This is a genomic window from Salinivibrio sharmensis (assembly GCF_001995985.1).
GTDB lineage: Bacteria > Pseudomonadota > Gammaproteobacteria > Enterobacterales > Vibrionaceae > Salinivibrio > Salinivibrio sharmensis.
Window position 1 is genome coordinate 65,508 of the sequence record NZ_MUFC01000004.1, and the last position, 20,184, is coordinate 85,691.

General features: G+C 48.8%; 13 protein-coding genes. 7 read left to right on the forward strand and 6 right to left on the reverse strand.

What is annotated here, in order from left to right:
- The first annotated feature begins 467 nt into the window (after window positions 1-467).
- On the forward strand, window positions 468-2,321 hold the full coding sequence (locus BZG74_RS05255) for an SUMF1/EgtB/PvdO family nonheme iron enzyme (RefSeq protein ID WP_077771655.1): 1,854 nt from the start codon (window positions 468-470) through the stop codon (window positions 2,319-2,321).
- 512 nt (window positions 2,322-2,833) lie between these two features.
- Window positions 2,834-3,532 (forward strand): helix-turn-helix transcriptional regulator, encoded by a 699-nt coding sequence (locus tag BZG74_RS05260; RefSeq protein ID WP_077771656.1) that lies wholly within the window; start codon window positions 2,834-2,836, stop codon window positions 3,530-3,532.
- A gap of 100 nt (window positions 3,533-3,632) precedes the next feature.
- On the opposite strand, the gene pdxH is transcribed toward BZG74_RS05260, so the two are convergent.
- The 5 genes from pdxH to BZG74_RS05285 form a co-directional block, all read right to left on the reverse strand.
- On the reverse strand, window positions 3,633-4,271 hold the full coding sequence (gene pdxH, locus BZG74_RS05265) for a pyridoxamine 5'-phosphate oxidase (RefSeq protein WP_077771657.1): 639 nt from the start codon (window positions 4,269-4,271) through the stop codon (window positions 3,633-3,635).
- Between the two features lie 492 nt (window positions 4,272-4,763).
- Window positions 4,764-6,428: a DUF342 domain-containing protein gene (locus BZG74_RS05270; RefSeq protein WP_077771658.1), complete on the reverse strand. Its 1,665-nt coding sequence runs from the start codon at window positions 6,426-6,428 to the stop codon at window positions 4,764-4,766.
- Window positions 6,429-6,796: 368 nt separating this feature from the next.
- Window positions 6,797-8,818, reverse strand: a complete 2,022-nt coding sequence (locus BZG74_RS05275) for a GNAT family N-acetyltransferase (RefSeq protein ID WP_162274001.1) — start codon at window positions 8,816-8,818, stop codon at window positions 6,797-6,799.
- Window positions 8,819-8,923: 105 nt separating this feature from the next.
- Window positions 8,924-9,895: a ParB/RepB/Spo0J family partition protein gene (locus BZG74_RS05280; RefSeq protein ID WP_077771660.1), complete on the reverse strand. Its 972-nt coding sequence runs from the start codon at window positions 9,893-9,895 to the stop codon at window positions 8,924-8,926.
- Window positions 9,896-9,904: 9 nt separating this feature from the next.
- Window positions 9,905-11,113: a ParA family protein gene (locus BZG74_RS05285; protein ID WP_077771661.1), complete on the reverse strand. Its 1,209-nt coding sequence runs from the start codon at window positions 11,111-11,113 to the stop codon at window positions 9,905-9,907.
- Window positions 11,114-12,471: 1,358 nt separating this feature from the next.
- On the opposite strand from BZG74_RS05285, the gene BZG74_RS05290 reads away from it, so the two are divergent.
- The 3 genes from BZG74_RS05290 to BZG74_RS05300 all read left to right on the forward strand — a co-directional run bounded on the left by BZG74_RS05290 (window position 12,472) and on the right by BZG74_RS05300 (window position 16,395).
- Window positions 12,472-14,451: a replication initiator protein RctB domain-containing protein gene (locus BZG74_RS05290; RefSeq protein ID WP_077771662.1), complete on the forward strand. Its 1,980-nt coding sequence runs from the start codon at window positions 12,472-12,474 to the stop codon at window positions 14,449-14,451.
- A gap of 282 nt (window positions 14,452-14,733) precedes the next feature.
- Window positions 14,734-15,606, forward strand: coding sequence for a DMT family transporter (locus tag BZG74_RS05295; RefSeq protein ID WP_077771663.1), 873 nt, complete (start codon window positions 14,734-14,736; stop codon window positions 15,604-15,606).
- Between the two features lie 159 nt (window positions 15,607-15,765).
- Window positions 15,766-16,395 (forward strand): GNAT family N-acetyltransferase, encoded by a 630-nt coding sequence (locus BZG74_RS05300; protein ID WP_077771664.1) that lies wholly within the window; start codon window positions 15,766-15,768, stop codon window positions 16,393-16,395.
- Here BZG74_RS05300 and BZG74_RS05305 read toward each other — a convergent pair.
- Complete coding sequence (locus BZG74_RS05305; RefSeq protein WP_162274002.1) at window positions 16,363-18,621, reverse strand: bifunctional diguanylate cyclase/phosphodiesterase; 2,259 nt, start codon at window positions 18,619-18,621, stop codon at window positions 16,363-16,365. The two genes, BZG74_RS05300 and BZG74_RS05305, sit on opposite strands and share 33 nt — an antisense overlap.
- Before the next feature lie 465 nt (window positions 18,622-19,086).
- Here BZG74_RS05305 and BZG74_RS05310 point away from each other — a divergent pair, with 465 nt between their 5' ends.
- A complete protein-coding gene (locus BZG74_RS05310) occupies window positions 19,087-19,869 on the forward strand; it encodes an HAD-IA family hydrolase (RefSeq protein ID WP_077771666.1) in 783 nt (260 codons plus the stop codon).
- Window positions 19,870-19,887: 18 nt separating this feature from the next.
- A complete protein-coding gene (locus tag BZG74_RS05315) occupies window positions 19,888-20,151 on the forward strand; it encodes a DUF3081 domain-containing protein (RefSeq protein WP_074214461.1) in 264 nt (87 codons plus the stop codon).
- Window positions 20,152-20,184: the final 33 nt, after the last annotated feature.

Here is a 20,184-nt window from a genome sequence, read left to right on the forward strand (position 1 = left end):
TTACGGAACAATGATCAAGTAGTGCATTTTTTACGGCCTCTGTCATTTTGACGCTAAAAATGCRAAGGATCCCTCATGTATTTCTTGTTGATCGGATGAAAGTCGGATGTAACGCGATAAAAAAACCACCACAAAAATAGATAAAAAATATAAAATTCAAACATTTAAACCTTATTCGATGAAAGCCTCACTGACTTGATCATTGTTTCGAGGCGATCAAAGGGGATCAACACCTTGATCATTCTTCCGTTTTATCGTGTCTTCACGCAATCTTATTTGAAGCAAGCCACCGCTTAAGGTAATCTCGCATAAACATAAAAACCATTAGCACAGTTGCACCGATCACGTCGCAGAATGCTGACTGCCGTCAAATAATTAGCACGGTTTGCGTGGCAACGCGGGTTTCCGTGATAGTCTACTTTTTGGACATAGGTATTATTATTGCGACATGCGTAAGCAAGGGAACTATGACAACGAAATATATAAAAGCGTTATGCTTAGCGCTCCCTCCCCTACTGCTAACCGAGTTGGCGTTCGCTGAAAACGCGTCTTCCGCTGATAATCTCGATCCGGTCAGTGAGTTGGTTGAGAAACTCCGCGATAAAGAAGATACGTTGGAGGCTCGAAACGATGAACTGGCTCTGCAGCAGGCGAAATTGGATGACCTTTTGGTCAAGCGCGCGACGTTAGAAGATGAACTGAGTAACCTGAAACGCAAACGCAGTAATGCTAAAGCAGAGCTGGATGCGAAATTTCAGGATTTAATTGCCGATCCGAGCACAGATATCAGCCCGTATCAGCAGGCCTACCAACAAGCATGGCAGCAGGTGAATAGCCACCAGCAAAAACAAGCTGCCAACGAGTCCGCCATTATCGAGCAGAAGAAACGACTGGCGAAACTTGAACGAGAACAAGCGCTATTGGCAACAACCCTTGAGAATTTACATGAGGCCATGCGCGAAGCACGCGCGGAACGTCTACGTAAAGAGCTCACCCAAAAAGACACTATTGAAGTTGTCCATAGCTTGACCTGTTCGCCCAACATGACCTTGTCGGCGTGCGCGAACCAAGGTGAGACGCTGACTATGCAAAAAGCGATTCGTGACTTCCGAGGCCAGGTAACGGACTTTGTCACCGAATCCAATGCAGTGAAGCAAAACATCGATAAAGTCGCGTTTAATATCCACGTCACTAACAGTGAAGTCGTTGACGCAGGCTTTACCGGTGGCATGGACTACACAACACGTATTAAAGCCGAGCTGGTAAGCCGTCCTGATAAAACGGCGGCATGTCGACTGCTCGATCTTGAAGACAGATACTGTGTTGAAACCACCCAAGCGCAGCAGCAAGCCAATCGTAAACAGCAGGCGAAACGCTGGGTTAACGTGACGATACGGTCTAACCGTTACGATGACAGTGTGACCATTAATGATGTGTCATACGGCAGTACGCCTGTAGAGCTCATGCTACCCGTGGGTAACCATGACTTAACGGTCACTAAACCTGGTTTTGTGCCTTATGATCGCGAGGTCTATCTCGGTAAAGATCAAGTGGTGTGGGCCAAACTGAAAGAGCAGCCTAATCAGCCGCCAAGCCCAGGTAAAAAGTTCACTGACCCTGTTGCCAATAATCTCGAAGCACCGCAAATGGTGGTGATCGGCGCTGGCGAATACAAAGTAGGGCCAGATGCACGTGAAAATGTGGCTATTCAGCAATCATTTGCGATGGGTGCAACCCCCGTCACGGTGGAGCAGTTTGACGCCTTTGTGACAGCCTCCGGTTATGTCACCGCGGCCGAACAAGGCAATGGCTGCAATATGCTGGTGAATGGCGAGATCAACCAAAGCCTAGAGACAGATTGGCGTCAACCCGGCTTTGATCAAGCGGCCGATTCTCCGGTCGTTTGTGTGAATAAAGATGATGCCGAGGCTTATACCAAGTGGCTAAGCCAACAAACGGGGCAGCGCTACGCGCTTCCAAACGATGTTGAATGGGAAGTTGCCGCCCGTGGTGGCACGGAAAGCGATTACTGGTGGGGCAATGAAATCGGTGTCGGCAACGCCAATACAGGCTGGAGCGGCACGGTATGGTCAAACGACCGCACCTCGCCAGTTAAAAGCTTTCCGCCTAACCCATTCGGTGTTTATGATACCGCGGGGAATGTTTGGGAGTGGGTGAGCAATGATACACCTGTCGCTCGTGGCGGTGCGTGGAACTTTTCACCTCAACGCTCGCGCGTTTCCGAGCGTTTGGAGTTAGGAGAGAACACCAGCGCTAACTACCTTGGGTTCCGCGTGGTGCGAGATATCAAAACCCCTTAATCTCGTCACACTTCGTCACCATGGTAGAAACAAACGCCGCTATTCGTAGCGGCGTTTTTTGTTTGAGGAGCAAGCCATTTTGTCTTGATGCTGTTGACCCTAGACATCGACACAACCTAGATAAGATCAAGCCTGCTTGAGCGAGCGAAAACCAACAATCTTTATATTAAGTTGCTTTATTCAATGTCAATAGGTCAAATCCCCCCTACCCAACGTCTAGTCTTCTAGATATAGTAAATCCTGTAAACGCGATTTGTCCCGATGAATGCGTTTATAGCAGTTCCTAACGCTGTTAGGTGCAGTCAGATACCAGCGTCGTCACTTACCCTCAGACATCCGCTCGGTATCTCGACAACCTCTTCTACACGTCGTACAGGATATGTCCTGAAAGGGAAATCTTGTCTTTGCCGGCTTTATGCCGGCTTTTTTTTATGCTCCAATAGCTTGTCCGTTTTTCTATATCTTGATGGGCGCTTGCGTCCAATAATAATAACAATGAATGGGTAAGCAATATGAGTCACGTTCCCCCTGCTCTGTCTATGTTAGAGCAATTACCTGGCTGCTGGGGCTGCAAAGATACACAATCGGTGTTTGTCTACGCCAATAGTGAATACTGCCGTCTCATGGGCCTCACACAACCGCAAGACTGCATAGGCAAAACCGATCATGATATGCCCTGCCCCACCACGCGTTGCGCTGATCAATTTCAAGCGCAAGACCAATATGTGATGAAAACAGGCAAGCGACTCCGCGTGCTCGATATTCATCCTTATGCCAATGGCCGTTGGCATGCGCACCTGTTTACCAAAACGCCTTGGTTCAATGAAAAGGGGTATATTTGTGGGGTCATGTTCTGTGGTCAGGAGCTCAGTGATACCGCCATTTTAGAGGTGGGGCATTGGGTGTGCCGTGCCGTCACACACCCTGAACAGGCGTTCTCCGATCATCATCATGGTGAAGCTCAGGTGCACCTGACGTCACGAGAGCGGGAGGTACTTTTTCTTCATCTGCATGGCAAGAAACCGCAATTGATCGCGCAGACATTGTCAGTATCCGTCAAAACCATCGAGAACCACTTTGCGCATTTACGCGAAAAGTTCGATGTCGACTCCAAAGCTGGTTTGTTAGAGCATGCGCTCGCGCAAGGGTTTGGCTCCGCGATACCCGAAAGCTTATTAACCCAACAATTGTCTGTGGTGCTGCGAGATTAACCAAACAGCCCCCAAACTCAACCGTTCGCCACTCGCTGTCAATTCTGCTTGATGAGGGCTCAGAGACGGCCCTCGTCGTTATCATCAAGATGGCGTCTGATTACGGCGCTAGGCGCTCAATCGCCCAGTGGTCACCTTCTTGGCGCTGATATAAGAAACGATCGTGTAGGCGGTGCTCGCCGCCTTGCCAAAACTCAATGCTTTGGGGCTTGATTCGATAACCCCCCCAGAATGTAGGGACAGGCACTTCTCCTTTCTCGAACTGCTTTTTCAGCTCTAAAAATTTACCTTCTAACGCCGAGCGGGCTGATAAGCGTTCGCTTTGTTTGCTCGCCCATGCCGCGATCTGGCTTTCTTTAGGGCGAGAAGTGAAATACTTAAATACCTCTTTTTTACTCAGAGGCTCCGCCTCACCCGTAATATGAACTTGCCGCTCGATAAAATGCCAAGGAAAGTGCAAACTAATCTTGCTGTTTTTTTTCAAATGTAGCGCTTTGCGACTTCCCAAATTGGTGTAAAAAACAAACCCGTCTTGGTTAAAGTCTTTTAATAAAACGATACGCTGGAAAGGTTGTCCATGCTCATCGACCGTGGCCACCGTCATCGCGGTTGGGTCGGGCACTTGTGTGTCGATAGCTTGTTGCAACCACTGGCCAAATAGATCCATGGGCGCGTCGGGTAAATCGTCACGACGTAATCCCCCCTGGGTGTATTCTCTTCGAATATCTGACAACTCCATTGCTTTCTCCAATTCGTTTATTTTCAGCTATTTTGCGCAGGTACCTATCGATACACAAGTGCAATTTATTACCGTGGCGACAGAAACTGGGATCAATGACCTCAACGCTTTTCATTTCTCCGGCTTGGCAACGTGAGCGGTCTATATTCTCTTCGCGCTGGCCCACTCAGAGAGTGAGAAAGTCTGCAAAAAATCAGCACCATAGAGTAAGCTTGAAGGAAATGAAACACCCGATGGGGGTCAGATGGCGATACGTGATAAATCTCGCGCGAGCTTGCCCCGAGATGAGCACCTTGATTACATCGCTTTGATGAACGCGCGCCAAAAGCACAAGTGAAGGATGAGGGCCACTGGTTTTGGGGCACACTTTGGCAATCACGTCATATCTACCGGAAGGATGTGTGGTCGCAGATGGACCGAAGGGCAGAGCTCCAAGCTCTAAAAGAGGGAAAATCCGTAAGGTTGGCTAACAGTTTACACTGTAAACCAACATTAACTATTGGCTTGATACGGCTTCAATTCAATCGCGGCATTATCATAAAACAAATGTGATGGACCGTGCTCTGAGTGAACCAGGTGCTTTTCTTCGCCAATAGTGCAATGGACTCGACTCAGTAGCGACTTAGTCGCAATGATGCTGGCCGTCTGGTATCCGCTTTCTATTGCTGCACCTGTTTCTTCCACCAAGGCTTCTATTTCACTTAGCGCGGTAGAAAGGTGGTCGCGTGTCGAGCTTATTCTCTCCACCATGGCCGCGTCGCGCTTCTCTTCTGGAACCGATTCAAGTTTTTTCTCTGCCGCCTGGATCTTATCCAATTGGGCACTTTTCTCTTCCCAGCTCTTGTTTAAATTGACGAGTTCCCGTTTAAGTATCGGCAGACGCGGAAAACAATGTATATACGTATGCGCTCCTGCGCTAGCACCGATAATCACCGCCTGTACTTTTTCGCCCACTTCATGCTTACCGCCCGCCAATGTGCCTTTGCGCTTGGTGGCATCACTGATGACGATTGACTGTCCCACATGGGTTTTGCAATGCATCGCATGCAAGGTAAGTTCTAGGTTTTGATTGGCACAGAGCGTGGCATATTGCGCGAACTTAGCAACGATATTGCCCTCCGCAACCAAGGTGCAATTGATGTCAGAGTCTGCTGCGACTTGTCGACCAATGATCCCATTTTGGACAATAATGTCTGCGCCGGCGGTGATGGTCGCCGATTCCACCACACCGCCGACCGTGACCGTTCCCGATGCTGTGACCTTCATACCCACTTCAACATCACCTTTAATCACCACACTGCCTTCAAAGTTGACATGCCCGGTGCCGACATCAACCGCATCTAAGCTCAATGCATCATCGACCGCCACGCCGTCTTTTTGTAACCGTGGGATCCCAGCCATGGTCGCCACTAGAATATTAGGGTCTTTATTACTTAACTCACTGCCTGGGTGCGCGGTCAATGTCATTGGCTTACCGGGAGATGTCGATAACACCGACCCAGTCACAGTAAAGCCCTCATAGCCCGATGTTTCAGGGATCAGTTTAGCTAAAGGCTGTCCTTGCTTAACCATCACCATTTCACCCAAATCACGCATGTCAACGGTTCCATCCTCACGCTGTTTGGGACGGCGAACACGCTCGGCAGGATCTTCAATAAGATAGACAAGGTGGGCATCTTCGCCCGCGATAGGCTGTCGACCGAATGCGACGGGGACATCAAGGTATTCACCAGGTTTGAGCTTTCCTGATGCGGAGAGAAGTTTTTGTAGGGTCGGCTTTTTTATCCCTCGAACAATATTGGCCTCACGCAACGTAGAGAGAATGTCATCGGCTTTCAACCCACGTCCACCACACGCGCCGTTAACGACCAAATAGGCCGTCATTTTATCATCAGCGATACGCGATTCGATGGTTGCATCGCGGCGTTCAGCAATAATGAAGTCTTCCGGCTCAGTGTCATCCGGTGAGGAATTTAACTTGGTTAATGCTGACTCTATCGTATCATCAAAACAAAAAAAGCCTTCGACTTGGTTGCTCACCAACCAGTCCTTAATTTGTTTTTTCTCTATCGGTTGGCCATTTGTATGCTCGGCTTTCCCTGCCGATAAATATACACGCTGACCATCCTGAGAGACGCGGAGGATATCGTCTAGCATCTCGCTTCCTGCCTATCTGTTCCTTGTGGCGGCTTTATTAGCCAGGTAAACCACTTGGTAATGCGCTTATTCCATCATCTTGTGGAACCTTGCACTCGACTGTCGTCACTGCTTAGCTTAGATTAGCCCAGATCCTATGCAAGTGCGCGCAATTGTCTCATTTATAATAAATTATACAGGTTTATCTCGCATGGGAGCAGGATCACTGATAAAAACGTGACCAGGATAGGATTAAATCATTGGCCCTCTGCACGACCACCATAGTGAGGCTAGTAGAACAATTTACAGTGTAAATAAGCGTAACAAGCGACAGGGTTTACACTGTAAACCAAGCCACTGGCACGTGTTCAGTTTACAGTGTAAACAGATCATGTCGTCATGTGCGTTTGAACATAATCTCTTATCCGAGATTCCGCGTCTCTCTTTCCTGCCAGTCGATACCTAGTGCAAACAATAGACCAAGGTAATCCTAATAAAATGCGGCTAACCAAAATGGGTAATGTGGCATTTTCACCCTGTTCCCCATAGTGACCGATATGATGATATAACCAAGCCTGTAAGCTTGAGAGGGCAGCATCGACCCCTACACCACCGGCGACAAAACCATCAATTTGTTGTCTTACTTCCTCCGATAGCGGTGCAGTTGGTAACCCTGCAATAATAGAGGCAGCGATGTCAGTTTCCATCCTTTGATGGCTAGTGAGCATCTGAATGGGAAGGTTTTGCCTAAATAAGCGTAACGCCTGATCACACCATCTTAAAGGCTGGATAGGCTTAAGCATTTGTAGCGAATAGCACCCGCTGGCTTGATCGCGTTTTAATCCCAATTTAACCGGCTTAAATCCTTGCTTAAACCAAAACGGCGTCAGCACTGCGGTTGCACCGAAGCTAACCCCGACCCCGACCACTGACGCTTCAGCCGCGTGTTTATTCACGGTCGCGAGCAACCGTTGACCGACACCTTGTTGTCGATAAGGCTCAGACACAGCAATGCGTTGGACTCGCCAGATCCTGTCGTTCAGAACCTCCGCGAGCCCTAAATGTGCGGCAACCGATTGACTAAACAGATGCCCTTTTATCCGGCGTTGCCCTGCGACCACCGCGTGGCAAGTTTGCCAATCTATTCCTCCTTCTTGGCTCACCACACACGCGGCAACCAATTCATTATTGAGCCAGCCGGCAAAGATTAAGACGGTGTCATCGTCTAGAAGACGGCCTAAATCGTTAGGCGATGTTTGATAATGGGCCGCGATCAGTAATGTGAATAGCTGCCGTAAACACGCCTCATCTCGATACAACTGTTGACGGCTAAGCGGCTCAATCACCATATCGTTCACCCTTCCGGCTTCGAGCATATCGGCCTGATCGTTGGCCAAGTCGTCGCTATTCAGTAAAAAGAGGGCGTTCAAGGTGCGCTCAACCGGATCATCATCAGCCCATCGCATAGGCGCCGTGAGCTTTAATGTGCGCCATTGCGGCTGCTCAACATCCAACATTTGCTTGAGTCGGAGCGTAAAAGCACGTCCTGTCCCTTCATAGCCATGCTCGGTTGTTGCAATCGCAACGCGACTGTATTGATTCAGCCATTGGCTGATTATCGGAAGTGGGATCGCCGCCGCTTCATCAACCAATAACAAGTCTGCTGCTGGCGTGTCTTGCAGCAGCGCATCAGGGGCAATAAAGCGTATCTGGCTTCCTTGATAGTCGATATTTTGGCCAGCATCATCGACCTGAAGGGTGGCTTTCAGATGATGAAAAAGCGTTGATGCATGGGCAGGAGAAGGCGATGACACAATGATGCGTCTTGGCTTTTTCATCATCAAGTTAGCCGCGGCCATCCCTAATGCGGCTGATTTCCCCCGACCGCGGTCAGCGGTTAGCAGCAGGGGACGGCGCCGATGTCCAGTCACGACTTTTTCCACGGCAGCAATCGCATCTGCCTGAGTCACTGAATGCGTTTGATGTTTCGCTGGACGTTGTTGAGGTAAACGATGCAGCCAATGACAATTAAATGCGACGCTATCATCTTCACTCAAACAGCGAAGAAGGCGTTGTACGGACGGAGGCATTTCGTTATCGTGGGTGGCAATTCGGAGCACAATGAGCGCACCCGCGCGGCAACAACCCACTATGGCGCAAAAGGCTTCCGCATTAAACTGCGCATTCACCTCCACCACGATATGACCACATTCTTGTCCCAACTTTTGACGTGCTTGGCGCCAACTCAAACCATATTCAGTGTTTCCCACAATCAGCGGGGGCTGAGTCTCATCAAAGCCGGCCAATACAGTCGCCAATTCCTGATCGACACAAACCAGTTGACGGTGGGAGTAATGCACTGCACGTAAGATCAGCGGCTCAAAAAAGTCTTCCAATGTGGGTAATGTCATCATGTTTCCATAAGGCTTTTACCAAGCGGATAGGAGATGATAACACGCAAAAAAAAACGACACGCTAGGCATGTCGTTTTTACTGTCTCGATTTCGGCAAAGAAGTTAGCTATCGAGTGTTTGTTTAATCAGCGCTAAAATACGCTCCGCGTCTTCGTCACTGACTTTCTTAAGGTTAATATTCAAACTGTTGCCTTTACGTCGGTATGACGCGCGCCCTTCAAGCAGTGTTTGCGCTTGCTCTTTTTCACTGGATGTCGGCTCGACAAGTTCATCTTTAAACTGCTCAATCAACTGGGTGACTTCTCGCGTAATACGCGTCACCCCTTGCGCCTCTACCTGTTGCCATAAAGGCGTGTCACCAAGCTTGGCAACCAGCTTTTGTTGCTGGGACGCATCAAGGCCAAAATACAAGCGATGCAACTTCACAATGGTCGGCCGTCCCAACTCAGACACACTCGGGTAGGCCTGCAATAGCGGTAAGGGCAGGGCCGCGGCTTTTAAGGCGCCACTGACCAAAGCTTCACTGCACTGACACGCACTCGCCAATGCTTTTTGATCACTCACTTCGCCACTATCTAACATTGCCTGCATCTCTTTACCGCGTTCATAAAGGGATAATGGTTTGTGGGCATTGGCGACATCGGACAAGAATTTAGCATGACGAGTACTAATGCCTTTCGCCACGTATACTAAGAAATCTTGTTCTGCAATCAGACACGACATGCGTCGTCGGCTGCCGTCGAGGACTTCAATACGACCATCGTCAAGCCAACGACCCACAGCAGGGTACTGCTGGCCGTGTGCTTTTAACGTTACCAAAATATCGGATAACGCGAGTTCATTCAGAAATGACTGCTCTCGCGCATTCTTATCAAAAACAGTCGTTTTATCACGGATCTCACTGGCAGGGACTTTTACCAGCTCAAATTCAACCGTGTGTTCACCGGCGACCGCAAGTTCAATGACTGCCGCTTTTTCACTCGCTGCACTCTGAGCTTCTTGCGTTGTCGTTGCTCGTCGCTTGTCTGCTTTGGCAAACAAACGCGCATTTAAATCAGAGGTCTTAATGGCCATTTCTTGTGATTACTCCTGATTGAGCTGGGACCAGTGGCTGTGCAGCACACGCTCTAGTTCTAAACCGACACGATGGACGGCTTCTTGGGCTGTCGACAAGGTCTTCTTACCGCCTTCAAAATCTTGTGAGGTAAGATCAAACACTGTGCTGTAGGTATCGGCACAGGTCTCAAACGCGCGACTTCTTGGAATGGTCGCCATCATGACTTGTTCACCCAAAAGATAATTCATTTCCGTCAAGACCGAAATCTGTTTTTTATTGTCATCTTCAAACATAGTCGGCATTAAACGCACAAATTCAAGGCCATGCCAGTCTTCTGGGAACATCTCATAGACTTGTGGCAGATGTTGGAAAAAATTCACCGTCGAGGCCCAGTCCAAGCGTTTTGCCGCACAAGGGATCACTAACGAGTTCGAGGCGTACATCGCATTCCACACCAGCGGATCGATATGTGGGCCTGTATCTATCATGATAATGTCAAACTCATCACTGATTGGGTCGATGACTTTTTCTTGCAGCAACTCAACCACATTCAGAGACTGGCTAGTCGCTAATGCTTGCCACGCCTCAGCATTAAACATCGCATCTTCTGGGAAGGCCGCCATGGTTTTTAAGTTTGGATACTGTGTCGGCAGTAGGACATTACGCATCATGAAATCTTTGTCTGCTGGCTGGGGCGTATTATCCAGCATGACGTCAACAGCGGAGTATATCCCCTCTTGTTCGGTCAAACTAATTTGTGGGTTGAGGAACAGTCGCAATGAGCCTTGTGGATCCAAGTCGATTAAGCAAATGCGATAACGCTTTTCCAAATTGAGGGCCATACAGGCCGCTAAGTGCACTGCACTCATGGACTTACCCGTACCGCCCTTCTGGTTCTGGATATTTACCACCCAAGGCTTATGGGTTTTTCCTTTACGCTCATGGAAAGTCGGCACGTTCGCCGCATCCATGATTTGGTGCGCCTCATCGAGTGTAATCGAATAATGGTTAGCATTGTTTTTAGTAAACTGGTGCCCCTCTTGCTCCATGCGAGAGATCGCTTCATCGAGCTTTCGCCGCGTTAATCCCGAACGCGTTTCCATTAATGCTTTTGACATCGGTGGAAAGAGCTGGTCGTGGCGTTCTTCCATCACAATCTCTACACGATCAGACTGAACCTGTTTCGTCTGCGCGGCGATATTGCGAAGGTTTTCAATCGTCTTTTCCCTATCCATATTCTTTTTCGCCTTCACGAGAAATAATTGCCGATTGTACAGCACATTCCATTCAAAACAATAAAAAGGTGAACAAAAGCCAATCAAATAAAGATCCTGCTCACAATTGTTATTATGGATGATTGATGAAAAGACCGACCAATAGTTGTTTAAATTCACCTCGACAAAACATGCGACAAATTCCTCACATTTAAAATGTCACAGCGTCACTTATTTACAATGTAAACAGTTGAGAAAGTCGGAAGCCTATCTTTGAATGGCTAATTTACGGTATCCGATCGTTGAACCGAACTTATTGCCCCTTACCCCTTAAGAGGGGAGAGCGGTTAACAATCTCATCCATTTGCCACTCACGCGATGGCTTACCGCGGTTTTGATCATTTTTCCTGTAACGATGATCAAGGTGTTCGACCTTAATGGACACTAATACTTGATCATGCTTTCGAGAGTAAAAGCGCCGTTGAGGAAGCATGATCAAGCGGAATTATGGGTTAAATCATCGGCAAATCAGCGCAATGTGTCTCTGTATATTACGGAACAATGATCAAGATTGGCTGTAAAGGGCGCCACCCTGTGCCGTTGTTCGGAACGATATAGTTAAACCGCCAAATTACGGATAACGTCAGGTGTAACAAGGGATCGAGAAGGATCCTAGTATTCCATCCGTGTCACGTGGATTAAACAACGGTTTACATTAAGATGATCGAACAGCACGATCTCGTTCATGATCATTGTTCCAATAACCGGACACATACAACCCTATGGCAGTTATACTGTCAATGTCATCTCGATTTGGAGGATGAGAGTGAAATAGCCGCTAGCCTTATCGGCAACGTGTACGCTTTTTCATCAGATCGGCAAAAAAAGCACTGTCTTGATCATTGTTCCTAACCCTCATGAGCCCGATTAAACACCAAATCCAATAACGTCATCACCAGCGACATCCTATAACTGTGGATAAGATGTGCATCACGCTTGATCATCGTTTCAGTTATTATCTGATCATTAATGCGGTAAGGTGTTGATCATTGATGCAGGCCTCACTTGATCATCGTTGGTGCATGATGTTGATCATGTCTCCAAGACATTGGTGATCATGCTTTCGAGAGGACTGAAATTATACTTCATAAAAATCATGGCGTTATAACAATCTAGCCGCTTGGATCATAAGATCAGATCATCAAATTAGATCAGAATAATCATAAAGATCAGTTAAAAAGCGCAATAAAAAAGATCTTTCTTTTTGGGTCTTTTTTTATTAGTCTTTCCCTGGAAGAGTGATCGATTTACGGTTTCCGTCACCTCAATTTTGAAAAAATGCGCGTTGAGTATGCCCGTGACAAAGGATTTAAGCTGACATGAGTGCCAGTAAACCCGAAAAAATCTTGATAAAAGCCCCTCGATCCCACAAAGACGGGCATTTGTTTGCCGTACACGATCAGTTGATTGATTGGCTTGCACAGTATGAGCACTTTAAAGGGGTCACCAAAAGTATTCTAGAGCTACTGAACTTAATTTCAGTACGCGGATTTGCCTCTCAAGACGGGTATGTCTCCACCACAGAATTGGTTGACGCAACAGACGGCCAACTCACACGCGCAGCCATCCAACAACGACTCCGTGCCGCTGTCCAGTTAGGACTGTTCATTCAACAACCCGTGCGGTTTGAAGAAGGACTCGCAGGCAAAACCATGCTGCATCAGTTTGTTAATCCCAGCCGATTGATTTCATCACTCGGCAGCGCAGGCTTGATGACAGAAAAAAGTCGCGATGCCGTAAAGCAAAAACGGTCGAAAGCGTTAGCGCAAACGCAAGTTAATCGACAATTGCTCAGTGAGCATGGACTAGGCACCCCTCCGATGATGCCTGGTGAAAAAGATCAGATTTTGGTCTCACCGACCAGTTGGGCTGGGATCATTGATCAAGCGCTTGCTCCACCGCGAACCAAAAAGGGTTATCAGAAGTCGATGGTGGCGATCAGTGGCACTAAGGCGATCATTGAAACGCGCTCGGCCAAGTCGATCATGACGGTTGATGATCTGATGACACTGTTCGCCCTGTTCACCCTCACGGTGCAGTATCATGATCATCATTTACCCAATTACGAGTTACAGACCCAATCTATAGGCAACAAAACACCGATCTATATCACTGATATCCTGCAGTTACGGGGTAAAAAAGACAGTGGTCCTGCGCGTGATGCCATCCGCGAGAGCATTGATAGAATCGAGTTTACTGACTTTCAGCTTCATGAACTGACAGGTCGTTGGCTGAGTGAAAACATGCCAGAAGGGTTCAAAAGCGACCGATTCCGGTTCTTAGCCAGAACCATTACCGCTTCAGAGGAAGCGCCCAAAGAGGGTGAAGACGGTGAGGTCAGGATCAAGCCCAACCTTTACATCTTGGTATGGGAGCCTTCGTTCTTTGAAGAGTTGATGACGCGTGATTACTTCTTTTTATTTCCACCAGAAATATTGCGTCAGCATACCTTGGTATTTCAACTCTACTCGCTCTTCAGAAGCCGTATGTCGCGTCGACTCGAAGATACCATGCTGCTTAGCGAGCTCAACCAGAAAATGGCCCGTAACATCGAATGGCGCCGTTTTTCCAGTGATTTGACCCGGGAGCTCAGAAAGCTGGCGGAAGGGAAGGTGACAGAGTCTGTCTTTGCGGTAAACTTGTGGGGGTATCACTTAACGTTAACGCGCGAAGATGAAGAGAAAAAGTATCCTGACTATCGCATGGATATCAAATGTAACGTCGACGAAGTGATCCGCTACTCTCGTGCCAAAATGTATAACGAGGGCAAACGCTCGTTGGCCCCCACCATGCCCAACCCATTGCGAAACGAGATCTTACCGAGTCAAGACCTTGATCAGCTTTCCGGGATCATTGATGGTGAATTTGAACCGATTCAGCGCAAAGAGAAGAGCAGTGGCCGCTTAGGGCGTCGTGTGAAACAACGCAAGCACTTGGTTGAGATTAATGCCGATGAACTGACCATTGTGCTCTCAAAGTATACGTCTGAGGAGGCGTTGCAACGCAGCATTACCGCGCTGTCGGCGATGACAGGCCATCCTTCATCCGTGATTACCGAAGAATGTCAGGGATATTTAGAAAAGCTTGATTGGTTGCGCGTGGGTGAGCAAGTGGTCTCTTACGAAACACTTAGCCGCACTATCGAGTTTTATAATCAACAACAGCATGACAGACACCTTTCTATCGAAAAGCTGATATCTGGCCTAGCCGTACGACGTAAAGTCTGTCAGCGCGTGTTTGAGGGCCATCTCGATGGACAAGTTCTCAAAGCACTAGACGATATTGCCATTGGTAGCTAGTCATCGGTTTTTGCAGGTTGTTGACCTGGCAATGACATCGCCACGCATCAGCGATGTAGACTGTCTCTCGATACCTTTGTCCTATTGGATGCCTTGATGGCATCATTTGGCTAATTTCTTGCCGAGCGGGCTTTGCCCGCTTTTTTCTCTCTTTCTTTCCTCATTCGCTAACGTGTTAACCCTCTGTTTGTTATGGTTGGCGCTTCGCTTAGATTTTAATTGCTGGTTTACAGTGTAAACTGGTTGTTTTTTCGATACTTTATATGAGTTTGTGAGGCAGCCATGCCATTTTTATTGCCGTTAGCGGCAGTGTTCATTTGGGCGATCAATACCATTGTCAACAAGATGTCGGTGACTGTGATTGCACCTGGTGCAATGGCATTCTATCGTTGGTTTTTTGCCATTTTAGTGTTAACGCCCTTTTGTCTACCCACCGTGTGGCGTCAACGACGTGCCGTTGGCCGATTAGCGCCGCGTTTGGCGGTGCTAGCACTATTAGGGATGGTAACCAATCAATCCGTTGCTTACTTCGCGGCACAAACCACCACGGCAACCAATATGGCACTGATTATGTCATTGGTGCCGATGTTAAGTTTGTTGATCAGTGTACCCACACTCGGGCAACCACTAACGACGCGGGCTGTAATAGGGGCCGTGTTATCCTTCGCTGGCTTGGTGTATATGCTAACGCTGGGCAAACCGCTTTCTCTTTTTCACGCTGGCGCGTCGGTAGGAGACGGGCTAATGCTCGTATGTGCGTCCTCGTATGCACTGTATTGCGTTTTACTTAAACGTTGGTCGATGACGCTGTCCAATTGGGTCTCTGTGTATGTACAAGCTGTATTTGCCGTGATGATGTTGTTGCCCGTTCTGTGGATGGCGCCCAGTCCAACGATCCCCAATGATGCATATCCGTTGGTGGGGTTTGCCGCCTTAGGTGCGTCAGTGCTGGCGCCTGCGATTTGGCTACATGCTATCGCGCTCAATGGGGCGAGTCGAACGGCGATGTACATGAACCTCCTGCCAGTGATGACGGCTGTTATCGCCGTTATTGTACTGGGGGAAACACTCACTCAGTACCACTTATTGGGCGGTGGATTTGTGATGCTCGGTGTGGTCATCTCACAACAATCAAGACGTCGGTCTTTGGCGTAACCGTCTACACTCAATAAAACGGGTTCTTTGACGGAGGTCGCTAATGTGGTGGTTAATTGAGTTAGACTGGGTGCCTTTGTGGGTGACACCGACAAGAGGTCGCTGTGAAGGGACAGAGTCGTCACCCATCATCTGGTAAAGAGAGAACAGTAACCCGACATGGACGTGGATGTAACTAAACGCTTAGTCGTTAGTCTGAGAGCAGCTAGACGAAACGAAGCCCGCTATTTTTGGCGCAATATTTACTACTCTCGTGCCTGGAAACAGTATGATGCGCCTTACACACCCATTGAGCCTGTTTCGTTTTGGTCCTTTCGCTTCGGCCTGTTCCGGCGGTTTATAGCAGGTGATACGGCGCAAGTGATTTGTGTGGACAATGTGCCTGTCGGCTATGTCACCTTGTATTGGGAAGACAAGCGCACTCGGTGGTTAGAAGTGGGGATCACCATTTTTGAGCCCAGCTATTGGGGGAAAGGGGTTGGTCGACAAGCACTGACACATTGGATAGATCAACTCTTTGTTCGTCATCAGGTAAACCGAATTGGCTTAACGACCTGGTCAGGTAATCCAGGGATGATGCGCTGTGCCAAAGCACTAGGGATGCGCGAGGAAGGGCGCTTACGCGCCGTCCGCTACTATCAAGGTGAGTATTATGACTCACTCCGCTATGGGATATTGCGTGATGAGTGGTTGCAGCAAGCGGCGCCAGTGCGTCAAAACGGTCCCTCGTCCGCCGACACCCTGGCCGCTGTCGCCTCAACCATGCACCAAGACCATTCGCTGGTGTGATTTCGGCAGCAACCAATCTTCCAGTGCTGTCCGCTCAATCGGGCGAGAGAGCACATATCCTTGCAAGTAGTCACATTGGTGTTGGCGCAGCCAGCACAGCTGCTGCTTGGTCTCGACGCCTTCTGCTACCACGGTTAGACCGACAGCATGTGCCATGGCAATCATTCCTCGACAAAGGGGCGCCGCTTTACCGTTAGGCTGATCAATATCCATAATAAAACTGCGATCCATCTTAATCACGCTAAAGGGGTATTGGCGCAGCAGAGAGAGGGATGAATATCCGGTGCCAAAGTCATCGAGATACAGTTTTATTCCCAGTGCGTGAAGCTGACGTAAGTTCTTTCCCACTGTTTGTGAGTGTTCAAGTAAGGCTGTCTCCGTCATCTCTAACCCTAAACACTGAGGCGCAAACTGGTGTCTGGCGATCAGCGAGGCAACGTCATCAGCGAAGGTGGCTGACTGACACTGCTTGGCAGACACATTCACGGTGATAGAAGGGCATTGATTGGCAGGGAATCGGGTATGCCAGCTATCCAGTACGTCGGCAACTTGTTCAAGCACCCAGTCGCCCAGCTCAATGATATAGCCTGTTTCTTCTGCGATTGGGATGAACTCTGCGGGAGAGATCCACCCTAATGTCGGGTGTTGCCACCGGAGCAGTGCTTCTGCGTGGCTGAGTGTTTCTTGTTCACCATCGAAAATAGGTTGAAACACGAGATGGAACTGCTGATTAGCCAGCCCTTTCTTTAAGTCTTGTTCAACGATAAAGCGCTGCTGAACTTTGGCAAGCATGGCCGGTTGGAAAATCGCGAGTCGATCACGGGTTTGCTTGGCGTGATACATGGCAATATCCGCCTGCTGAATAATATCCGTCACCGATGCATTGGCCTTATTAACCGATGCAATGCCAATGCTGGCGGACAAGTTAATCATATGCTCGTCCACCTTGTAAGGTGTGCTAAGCGCTTGAAGCAGGTGCTTGGCTTTGGTTTGTGCCAATGCCAGTGAACTGTCGGCTTTAAGCAAAACGATGAATTCGTCGCCACCAAAGCGAAACACGCGCTCGCCACTGACGGATTGGATCAGGCGTTTGGCTACCTGCTTGAGAAGCTTGTCTCCCGTCACATGACCGAGAGAGTCGTTAACCACTTTAAACCGATCGAGATCGATAAACAGCAAGGTAAAATGCTCGCTGTACTGGGCGCTCACTTGCTGGAGTGCCCCCTCTAAGGCATTGTCGAGCGCCGCTCGGTTTGCCAGCCCCGTTAAACTGTCGTGCTGTGCTTGGTGGGTGAGCTGGCGGGTCTGCTTGTTGACTAAGTGTTGTGCCAATGACAGTCGATTGGCGTAAGACCAAAAACTGGCAAGAACCGATAAGCCGAGTGACAGCACCAATAGTCCAACCAGCACTCCATAGAGTAGCCCCGTGTGTAAGCCGCGCAGATGGGTGAATCTAACCACTAACCCTTCTTCGCTGCCGGCAATCGGAACAGTGATATCGGGCGAATGAGTATTTCGCCATCTATTCAACGCCGATAAAGAGTGGGTGGCAAACATTTGCTGATGGCCAAAGGCTTCACGGGCGATTAGCCCTATATCAGGCGCGGGAGTGTCACCTTGCCATAGCGATGGTAGAAAGGTATCAAAATAAAGTGTGGTGGCGAGAAAGCCTGCTAACTGCCCTTGTCGTCCTGTGATTGCGGCAAACCATCGCACACCATGGCCTTGCTCGTCGTGAATTAATCGCGCGACGGGCTGACGCTTAAAATAGGCGCGCTCCATGGTCACTGTGTTCTCGCACTGCGCATCCGCGCGCCAGCCTAAATACCCTTCTTCGGCCGCTTTCGGGGATAGATAAAGCGCGGGAAACGTATCACCCCGCATTACCCACTGGCAGGCGTGGTTGTTGAGTGGCGGAAAGGGGTGATAGGGCCCGTGTTGCACGGCAAACTGTTTTAACTCAGCGCGATTGACCCGAGGTAGCCACATGACGCTATCAAGCCCTGAGCGCTTTTGGGTATGGTTATCAATAAAGGCATGGAATTTATCACGTGTCGGGCCGCCTTCTTGTTGCAGATAGAGCTGCGCCGATAGTTGTAGCTCATAGAGCTGAGAAAACGCTCTACTGAGTGCGTGACGCTGCTTTTCAACATCGATAGAAAATCGGCTTTGCTGACGCTGGTTTTCCAAGGTATAGACTGACCAACCTGCGATCAGCGCAATCATAATAACCGTTAGGTAACGCCATAGAGGCTGTGAGGAAAAATACCGCATATAAAGAATACATCGAGTCTCACTATCGAGAGAGACAGGGTAGAGTGCATCGATGACAATCTGTGCCTATTCAGGTTTCATTTTTGTTACAAATCGATGTTTTCGATCGCAGGGCTCTGTCATCCCGTCAAAAATGTGACGGTTTTTTATACAGGGTTAAGGTCGGTATCGGTGAGTGCGAAGATATATAAATGTGAAATTGATCACGGTATGGTTAGGGGCTTGATTCGCCTCTGAACTTTGGGGGCAATCGGTCAGTTATGCAATTTTGTCTCTGTGATTCGATACATTCTGCCTGTTGTTTTGGTAGGACACGTTCTGGTTCTCTGCTAACTTTCAAAGACTCGTTGGATAGCAAGTCCGATCCACTGTTCCCTTTCCTTTCTGGCGATAACACACTGATTGTGGAGGCGTTCCATGAAAAAATTGGAGAATATCTCTGCGATATGCTTTGACTTAGACGGCACGATCGTAGACCCTTTTGATGATCTTTATGACGCTGTCCTCGGCATGTTGCGAGGATTGAATTTGCCGGAGGAAGAGCCCAGTGCGATTCGAGACTGGATTGGTGATGGTGCGGATTTATTGATCCATCGGGTGCTCACGCGACACATCGATGGACGGGTTTCCACCACAGTGTTGAATCAAGCCCGTGCGTTGTTCCTATCCTCATACCTAGGCAAGAAACCGCCAAAAACTCGACTCTATCCGGGGGTGCTTGCTTGTCTTGAAGGACTCTCTCAGCGCCAGTTCCCCATGATATGTACCACGGACATGCAAACGGCGCATGCGAACAGCCTTCTTAGAGCGCTTGGAGTCAGCCACTTTTTTACCCGTATCTTAGGAACGGATGCAATCGCGGCCGGAAAGCCGGATCCTGATAGTATTTTTGAGTCGGCGGCGATTTTAGCGGTTCCGCCATCAGAATTGCTGGTGGTTGGCGATGCGGTGAATGATGTCCATGCGGCAAGGGCGGCGGGCTCTCCTGTCGTGTGTGTCGATTATGGCTATAATTATGGCACAGCGATCCAAAAAACGGGACCAGACACCACCCTTGATACATTGGCAACCTTGCCCAATATTATTTCTAAGCCAAGCCGGATTGAGGTGTCAGGGCATGTGTTGACCACGCCACCGGTATTGGCCGGCCCACTTTATGGTCGTGGATCACGACCGGGAGGTGGGGCACAGTTTCGCTAACACTGCCAGGAGGGAAGCGTGAAAAACGAACTCAATCCGACCCACCTACTTCGCGCCTTTGAGATAGTGACAGAGTATGGTGAAGAAATTGAAGATGGACACCGCCTAGATGGCATTGACGCTTTCTCAGATTATGACGGCTATACCATTTATTTAGCGGGTAATGGGGTACAGTTGCGTGTGGGGTTCCACAATACCTATGATCTCGACTATGAGCATGAAAACCTGAAAGAGCAGTTCCTGAAGAAGGTGGATGCTTTGGTCAAAAATTACAAAAAGTAACCACGATAACACCGAACAAGGTACGTGGTAGAG

Coding starts and splice junctions, on each gene's coding strand:
- BZG74_RS05300 (WP_077771664.1), top strand. CDS start 15,766: ATGGACGTGGATGTAACTAAACGCTTAGTCGTTAGTCTGAGAGCAGCT.
- BZG74_RS05270 (WP_077771658.1), bottom strand. CDS start 6,428: ATGCTAGACGATATCCTCCGCGTCTCTCAGGATGGTCAGCGTGTATAT.
- BZG74_RS05290 (WP_077771662.1), top strand. CDS start 12,472: ATGAGTGCCAGTAAACCCGAAAAAATCTTGATAAAAGCCCCTCGATCC.
- BZG74_RS05275 (WP_162274001.1), bottom strand. CDS start 8,818: ATGACATTACCCACATTGGAAGACTTTTTTGAGCCGCTGATCTTACGT.
- BZG74_RS05305 (WP_162274002.1), bottom strand. CDS start 18,621: ATGATTGCGCTGATCGCAGGTTGGTCAGTCTATACCTTGGAAAACCAG.
- BZG74_RS05310 (WP_077771666.1), top strand. CDS start 19,087: ATGAAAAAATTGGAGAATATCTCTGCGATATGCTTTGACTTAGACGGC.
- BZG74_RS05280 (WP_077771660.1), bottom strand. CDS start 9,895: ATGGCCATTAAGACCTCTGATTTAAATGCGCGTTTGTTTGCCAAAGCA.
- BZG74_RS05295 (WP_077771663.1), top strand. CDS start 14,734: ATGCCATTTTTATTGCCGTTAGCGGCAGTGTTCATTTGGGCGATCAAT.
- BZG74_RS05285 (WP_077771661.1), bottom strand. CDS start 11,113: ATGGATAGGGAAAAGACGATTGAAAACCTTCGCAATATCGCCGCGCAG.
- pdxH (WP_077771657.1), bottom strand. CDS start 4,271: ATGGAGTTGTCAGATATTCGAAGAGAATACACCCAGGGGGGATTACGT.
- BZG74_RS05255 (WP_077771655.1), top strand. CDS start 468: ATGACAACGAAATATATAAAAGCGTTATGCTTAGCGCTCCCTCCCCTA.
- BZG74_RS05260 (WP_077771656.1), top strand. CDS start 2,834: ATGAGTCACGTTCCCCCTGCTCTGTCTATGTTAGAGCAATTACCTGGC.